This window comes from Bacillus sp. JJ1521, assembly GCF_036965165.1.
Lineage (GTDB): Bacteria > Bacillota > Bacilli > Bacillales > Bacillaceae_L > Ferdinandcohnia.
This window is the reverse complement of sequence record NZ_JBALOX010000086.1, coordinates 3,071-8,636: the sequence shown is the minus strand read 5'-3', so window position 1 is coordinate 8,636 and position 5,566 is coordinate 3,071. Positions and strand designations below refer to the sequence as shown.

Genomic DNA, 5,566 nt, shown 5'->3' with positions numbered 1-5,566 from the left:
TTTTAGGGGTAACCACCCATGAGAGGCTTTTTTACATGTTTACAAAACTGCTTTTTCTACATTATCTAAACTACCATTCTGTAGTAAAAACATTTTGTAATATAATCCTTTATGTGCTAATAATTCCTGATGTGTTCCTCTTTCAACAATTTCTCCTTGATGTAATACTAAAATTAAATTGGCGTCTTGAATTGTAGATAAGCGATGGGCAATCGCGATTGTCGTTCTTCCCTGCCTCATTTTTTCGAGAGCCTTTTGAATTTCTTCTTCAGTTTCAGTATCAATATTTGCCGTAGCTTCATCAAGAACCAAAATTTTCGGATTGGTTACAATGGTACGTGCAAAAGCCAATAACTGCCTTTGACCACTTGAGAAGGTTGAACCGCGCTCGACAACTTGATAATCATATCCATTTTCCAGTTTTTCGATAAAATGATCTGCTTGAACGAATTTTACTGCCTCATAGATTTCCTGGTCAGTAATATCCGGATTGTTTAAACGAAGATTTTCCTTTATCGTTCCGACAAATAAAAATGGATCCTGAAGCACGAGACCTATCCTTTGACGTAATTCGTTATTTTCATATGATTGAATCGAATGTCCGTCAATTAATACAGTTCCACGCTCTATCTCATAAAACCTCATTAATAAATTGATGATTGAACTTTTTCCACTCCCCGTATGTCCGACAAGTGCGACAGTCTCACCTTTTTTTGCTGTAAATGAGATATTTTTTAAAACATCTCGCTTTCCATCATAGGAAAAGCTAACATTTTTAAATTCAATTTCCCCTTTATCGATCGATGGTTTCTCATTTCCAATCGTTTGAGGTGCTAGTTCATCATGATCAAGAAGCTCAAATACCCGCTTGGATGCGACAACAGCTTGCTGTAAAAGCGATAAACGCATCATCATATGATTAACCGGTTCGAAAAATCGTTCAAGGTAATTTACAAAGGCAAAAAGGACTCCGATTTCAATCGGGCTTTCAAGTGCAGAAATTCCAAAAAAGCTTAAAACTAAAATAATCGTCACAATATAAATAAAATCAACTGCTGGCCGTAATAAAAGTCCATCAAGCTTTATATTTTTAATTCCCGCTTGATAATGAGCATCATTGATCTCAGCAAATTCACGACGCAATCTTTTTTCCTGACGAAACACCTGGATGATTGCCATTCCTTGAAGCGATTCATTGAGTTTTGCATTCAACTGACTTAGTCGTTCCCTCATATCATGGTAGTACCTTGAACTGAATTTACGATATGTTTGCATCAAAATAAATATAATCGGTATTAACACTAAGCAAAACAAAGCTAGTTTAACATTTAGATAAAACATCGCAATAAAAACACCGATTAAAAATACACCATTTTGTACAAACGTGGCTACAACCTCGACAAACATATCCTTAATTGCCTCCGTGTCATTTGTAACCCTTGATACAATACTTCCGCCCGGCGTTTTATCAAAATATTTCAATCCTAGCTTGTGAACTTTTGAGAATACCTCTATCCTCATTTCACGAATAATCTTCAAGGCGATTTCCTGAAATTTGACAAGTTGAAAATATTGAAGAATTACCTTTGTAAAATGTATAAAAAGATAGATTGCCCCTAAATATACTAATGGTTGGACCAGGAGATGACGTGGGGTTAAATAGTCATCGATGAAAATTTTAATTAATATCGGCCCAATGATGTCCGCTAGAGTTGCAACTAAGAGCAAAGCAAATGCAAACACGAATTCCTTAGTATGTGATTTGGTATAAGATAGGAGCCTTATTAACGTGCGCCTTTGTTCTTTATTTGACATTTTGTTCATGCTTTACCTCCATGCTCAACAAGTGATTCAAGCTGTTGGCGATGATACATATCTCGATACCATCCTCCCTCTTCCATTAGCTCATCGTGCGTACCATGCTGAGCAATCCTGCCATCTTCTATTACGAGAATTTGATTTGCGTGCTGAATTGCGCTCAAACGATGTGATGTAATGAACGTGGTTTTCCCTTCTCGATTTTCCCTTAAGGCTCTTAATATTTCCTCTTCCGTCTTAGCATCTACCGCTGATAAGGAGTCATCAAGAATCAAAATTTCTGGGTTCATCAACAGTGCCCTTGCAATGGAAATTCGTTGCTTTTGGCCTCCCGATAATGAAACTCCTCGTTCACCAACGACCGTCTCATATCCATCTGTGAACTGTAAAATATCCTCATGAATATTAGCAAGCTTTGCAGCCTCCATAATGTCAGACATTGACGCATCGTGCTTAGCAAACGCAATATTATCCGCTACTGTCGCAGAAAAAAGAAAATGATCCTGCGGCACATAGCCAATTCCCTTACGTAAGGCATCCAATGTATAAGCTTTAATCTCTTTTTCACCGATTAATATTTTGCCTTCATAACCTTCAATTTCTCGAATTAATAATTTTAACAAAGTCGTTTTACCTGCACCCGTCTTCCCAACAATTCCAAGTGTTTGACCTCTTTGTAAGTTAAACTTGATCCCATCGAGGGTTTGTTTTGACTCCCCTGGAAAAGAAAATTGAGAAATGGAATACTCAATATCACCTGTAGGTGTCGTTTCGCTAGCATTCTCACAATCTATGATTTCCATTGGTTCAGCAAGGAGGTTTGAGACACGATCATAGGATGCTCTCCCCCGTTCCACAATATTAAACAGCCAGCCAAATGCAAGTAATGGCCATATGAGCAACCCTAAATAAGTAGTAAAAGTAACCAATTCCCCAAGCGTCATTTCTCCTGCAAGTACATATCTAGAACCAAACACAATAGCTAGAAAGAAGGACATTCCCACTATTAATGAAATCGTTGGATCATAAAGGGCATCAACCTTTGCAACCTTAAGATTTTTTTGAACAACATCATCAGACTGCTTTCGGAATGATTCTATATCCTCATCCTCTTGCCCAAAGGTTTTAATAACCTTAATTCCGCTTACACTCTCCTGCACTTTATCATTAAGGCTTGAGAATGCTTCTTGCGCCTTGTGAAAATGTCTATGTAATAGTGTTCCATAATAATTCGTTGAAAGTGCCATAAAAGGCAATGGAATCAAACAGATTAATGTGAGCTTCCAATTGATTGTAAACGCCATTGTCAGTAGTACGAATCCACCTGTAGCAAGTGAATCGACTAATGTTAGTACACCTGAGCCAGCCGTTTGCTGAATCGCCTGTAAATCATTTGTTGAATGGGCCATCAAATCGCCTATTCTTCTTTTTTGGAAGAAGCTCTGTGACATTTTTGTAAAATGCTCATACAGACGATTTCTTAGTAATCTTGCTAATTTTACGGATGAGCCAAAGATCATGATTCTCCAAAAGAACCGAACGATATAAACGGTACATGCAGTTGCAAATAATAGAGCCAGCCATTTAAATAAAATTTCTTTCGTTAGTGTTCCTTGTGCAATAAAATCAACTGTCATACCAATGACCTTGGGTGGAACAAGCTCTAGCAAAGCAACGACAAGCAATAATAAAATACCAGTTATATATGATTTTTTCTCCTGCTTAAAAAACCACATTAAATCCTTAAAGATTTTCATCCAATAATCCTCCGAAAGACGAAATAAGTGCTATAATAGTTTACCAAATTTTTAAAATTGTAGGAAGATGTAACCAAGCTTTTCATTCGAAATAAGTGTAAATCATTATATTTTTTCAAAGTTTCTACTATAATTGTTTGTAAATAATAAATTGAGGTGAATGATGATGATAAATTACAAGGAGCTTCATCATGTGAGCATAACGGTAACAAATCTTGAAAAAGCGAAGGATTTTTACAGCAACATTCTCTGTTTACATGAAATTGAACGTCCAAATTTTAACTTCCCTGGTGCCTGGTATTCAGTTGGAAATCAACAGCTGCACCTAATTGTTCTACCTTAATCCCAAACAATTCGAAAGGATAAAAGCATTAGCAGCCGCGAGGGCCATTTTGCACTAAGAGTTGAAAACTATTATGACACATTAAACTGGCTCTCCATAAATAATGTAACCGTTCTGGAAAAACCAGATAGTGTCAGTGGCTTTGCACAAATTTTCTGTGCTGACCCTGATGGAAATTTAGTAGAATTAAATGTCGACCAAAGGGATTTATAGTGAAAGACAAAAAAGCCACTCTTTTAGTGAGATTTCACTAAAAAAGTGGCTTTTTATGGAAGTTGAAACTAAGCTTGTCCAACTTTTATTGCTTGTCCATTTGACCGTTCATTGCTTTTAGCATTTGATTGATCTTCTTTTGTGATGGTTTTTGACCCATTTGCATCATCATAACTTTTAGCATTTGCTCATTGATTGGTGGATTTTTCTTCAAATAGTTCATCATGTATTTACGTGCAATAAAAAATCCTAATGCAACGCCACCAAGTAAAGCTACCACGATTAAGACGATAGCTAACCATATTTGCATCATACAAAAACTTCCTCCTTCATGTTGTCTCATTACAGTGTACTAAACCAATAGTAATTATACAATATTTGTTTTATGTTTTCCTAGCCTTTATACAAACTTTCTTTCCTTAATCGGATTTAACCACCCATATTTATTTGCATAAAAATCCATCGCTAGAAAACATCGATCATATTTACGCAGGATTTCAAAAAAGGCTGTTTCAGCCTCATAGCTTCCCGTTGACTGTAGATGAATGTAACTATTATGTATTGTGAGTATTGCATAGCTATTAAATTCATTCCATTCGAGAGTGTGAATAAGACTTTCACATTGATAGTAGGAATAATGAGCTAGGCTTGATTCGATTTTTTGCCCGATGCGTAGGGTTGGGATCGACCTCGTTATAAACTCAATTTGTTTAAATAAAACTTGTTTCCGTTCATGTTTGGATTGGTTATACTCTAAAAACAGATGATAGATTAGTGATTCACGCCCAAAGTAATGAGTGGCAAATTCTTCTTCTATTAAATAAATGTAATACTCTCTCATACTCGTTCCTCCTAATACTACCTTGTAATGATAGTATATTCGAAAGAGTCTGTGTTTTTTGTCTGAAACTGGAGTAAGAATCGTCTAGTTTTGTCGAAACTATTGGTTTATATGAAAAGGGGTCGGATTCGACCCCCTTTCATTAATTATTGAGTAATTGCTTCACTCGATTCACGACATTTTCAACAGAGAACCCGTATTCTTTCATGACTATTTCACCTGGTGCGGAAGCTCCGAATTCGTGGATACCGAGAATATCCCCTTCATCCCCGGTATATCTCTCCCATCCAAGTGGTGTTGCCATTTCGATTGCTAAACGCTTTTTTACATTTTTAGGAATAACGGATTCTTTATATTCTTTTGATTGAGCCTCAAAACGATCCCATGACGGCATGCTTACTACGGATACCTCAATATTTTCGTTTGCTAGTTGTTTTTGTGCCTCCACTGCGAGACTTACTTCAGAACCTGTTGCTAAAAGTAGAGCCGCGGGATGTCCTGATTTTCCAGGTGAGACAACATAGGCACCTTTTTGAACACCCTCATATGCTTTTTCATCCGTTCCTTCTAAAGTCGGTAGGTTCTGTCTTGTTA

At 36.7% G+C, this 5,566-nt stretch carries 5 protein-coding genes and 1 pseudogene; 1 reads left to right on the top strand and 5 read right to left on the bottom strand.

Translation table 11 applies throughout. The features are described 5' to 3' along the window. Positions 1 to 39: 39 nt before the first annotated feature. The gene (locus V7147_RS13090; RefSeq protein WP_335368303.1) at positions 40 to 1,824 is read right to left on the bottom strand and encodes an ABC transporter ATP-binding protein; all 1,785 of its coding nucleotides are present in this window, start codon (positions 1,822 to 1,824) and stop codon (positions 40 to 42) included. Next, positions 1,821 to 3,575, bottom strand: coding sequence for an ABC transporter ATP-binding protein (locus V7147_RS13085; RefSeq protein ID WP_335368302.1), 1,755 nt, complete (start codon positions 3,573 to 3,575; stop codon positions 1,821 to 1,823). The genes V7147_RS13090 and V7147_RS13085 overlap by 4 nt, the downstream gene beginning before the upstream one ends. Positions 3,576 to 3,741: 166 nt before the next feature. Between V7147_RS13085 and V7147_RS13080 the strand changes: the two are divergent. Beyond that, a pseudogene (locus tag V7147_RS13080) lies at positions 3,742 to 4,131 on the top strand (VOC family protein). A gap of 85 nt (positions 4,132 to 4,216) precedes the next feature. On the opposite strand, the gene V7147_RS13075 reads toward V7147_RS13080, so the two are convergent. From V7147_RS13075 to V7147_RS13065, 3 genes are all read right to left on the bottom strand, one after another. Continuing rightward, positions 4,217 to 4,441 (bottom strand): YneF family protein, encoded by a 225-nt coding sequence (locus tag V7147_RS13075; RefSeq protein WP_057999906.1) that lies wholly within the window; start codon positions 4,439 to 4,441, stop codon positions 4,217 to 4,219. Positions 4,442 to 4,531: 90 nt separating this feature from the next. Next, positions 4,532 to 4,972, bottom strand: coding sequence for a sporulation inhibitor of replication protein SirA (gene sirA / locus V7147_RS13070; protein ID WP_335368301.1), 441 nt, complete (start codon positions 4,970 to 4,972; stop codon positions 4,532 to 4,534). Between the two features lie 142 nt (positions 4,973 to 5,114). Then, a partial coding sequence (locus tag V7147_RS13065) for a transketolase-like TK C-terminal-containing protein (protein ID WP_335368300.1) occupies positions 5,115 to 5,566 on the bottom strand: 452 nt, incomplete at its 5' end.

Coding starts and splice junctions, on each gene's coding strand:
- V7147_RS13090 (WP_335368303.1), bottom strand. CDS start 1,824: ATGAACAAAATGTCAAATAAAGAACAAAGGCGCACGTTAATAAGGCTC.
- V7147_RS13075 (WP_057999906.1), bottom strand. CDS start 4,441: ATGCAAATATGGTTAGCTATCGTCTTAATCGTGGTAGCTTTACTTGGT.
- V7147_RS13085 (WP_335368302.1), bottom strand. CDS start 3,575: ATGAAAATCTTTAAGGATTTAATGTGGTTTTTTAAGCAGGAGAAAAAA.
- sirA (WP_335368301.1), bottom strand. CDS start 4,972: ATGAGAGAGTATTACATTTATTTAATAGAAGAAGAATTTGCCACTCAT.